The 1,930-nt window shown below is 53.8% G+C and carries 1 protein-coding gene; it reads left to right on the forward strand.

What is annotated here, in order from left to right:
• Positions 1-1,930, forward strand: a 1,930-nt coding sequence (locus VHE10_03540; protein HVU06829.1) for a hypothetical protein, incomplete at both ends; no start/stop codon positions are given.

The following is a 1,930-nucleotide window of genomic DNA, read 5'->3' on the forward strand; positions in this document are numbered from 1 at the left end:
CAGCGCGTCTTCCACGTTTAACGGAAACCTGGTCGTGGTCGGAAATGCAACGACAACGCAGGCGACTACGACCAATTTAGCCGTTTCTTCCGTTACCAACTCTCTGTTGAAAACCAATGGTTCTGGTTCGGTCGTCGCGGCTGTCGCTGGGACCGATTATGCGGCTCCTGGTCAACTTTGGAGCACCACTTCCTCTGATTACTATCGCTCGGTAAGCAACTTCTTTTCGACGACATCGCAGGATTATTACGTCTCGCAATTTAGGGACTGGAATATCGCCGCCGGCGCTTTGAGGCCGACTACGACGCTCGGAATCCTCGTGAACGCTTCATCCACGATCAATGCGAATCTCGTCATTTCGGGAAATGCCACTGCGACTCAAGCGACGACGACCAATTTGGCGATTTCTTCGGTCGCCAACTCTCTCCTTAAAACGAACGGTAATGGCTCGATCATCCCGGCGATAGCCGGAACTGATTACGTCGCGCCGGGACAGCTCTGGTCCACGACATCAACCGACTACTACAAATCAGTTAACAATTTCTGGTCTACTACCTCTGCCTTGTACTGGGATTCTACGATTCCAAGATGGTCCACGACTTCTTCGGATTATTACAAGTCCGTCTCCAATTTCTGGTCCACCACATCGGCTGATTACTATAAATCGACGGGCAATTTCTTCAGCACGAGCTCGCAAAATTACTACGCCTCCCAGTTCCGCGATTTCGTCCTTTCCGGCGGATACCTCGCTCCGACGACGACGCGAACGATACTCGCGAACGGCGGCTTCGTGTCGCAGGGTTCTTCGACGAATGTCGGTAATTTTACGCTTACAGGCAACCTCGCCGTAGGCGGTAATGCAACCGCGACGAACGCTACGACCACGAATCTCTATGTGAGCGGCTCCATCAGGGGCGCTGGCCTTGTGTCATGTTCCGGCTCGTCTGACAAGCTCGTCTGGAATTCGACGACCGGCCAATTCGGTTGCGGAGCTGACGCAGGCGCGGGCGGAGGCATTACGGCGATCGGTGCTCAGTATTCTCCGTACCAGAACGGCTCGACGCAGACGTTCGCTACGACGTCGGATGCCAATATCGGTCTTTCGATTACGTCGTTGGGCGATACGCATACGTTCACGCCGCAGTGGTTCGGAACGTTGGCGGCGAATAGGGGAGGCACGGGCATATTAAACCCAACCGCGGCAGGGATATTGGTCGGCTCGTACGCGGGCGGAGGCTGGCAGCAGATCGGTACGTCGTCATTGGGACTCCTTACGACTAATGTTGCAGAAGGCTCGAATCTCTACTATACGCCCGGCCGCGTGCAGACGTATCTCGATGGTCTGGATAAAGGATATTTCTTCTCTACGACATCGGCGAATTACTATAAGCTCACGGGTGATTTCTTCTCCACTACGTCGCAGGATTATTATGCGTTGCAATTCAGGGATTGGAATGTAGTCGCAGGTGCTCTGCGACCGACGACTACGCTCGGAATTTTGGTCAGCGCGTCTTCCACGTTTAACGGAAACCTGGTTGTGGTCGGAAATGCAACGACAACGCAGGCGACTACGACGAATCTCGCGGTCTCCTCGATCACGAATTCTTTGTTAAAGACGAATGGCAGCGGCTCTATTTTGGCAGCTGTCGCGGGCACTGATTACGCAGCGGTTTCGCAGTTGTGGGCGACTACTTCCTCTGACTATTGGGAATCCACGAAGGCACGATGGTCCACGACATCGAATGACTATTATAAATCGATAAACAGTTTCTTCAGCACTACGTCTTCTGACTACTACGCCTCCCAGTTCCGCGATCTCACCCTCTCTGGAGGATACCTCGCTCCGACGACGACGCGAACGATACTCGCGAACGGCGGCTTCGTGTCGCAGGCGTCGTCTACAAACGTCGGCAATTTTACGATTACGGGG

This window comes from Candidatus Paceibacterota bacterium, from assembly GCA_035546035.1.
Taxonomy (GTDB): domain Bacteria; phylum Patescibacteriota; class Minisyncoccia; order Phycocordibacterales; family UBA6065; genus UBA6065.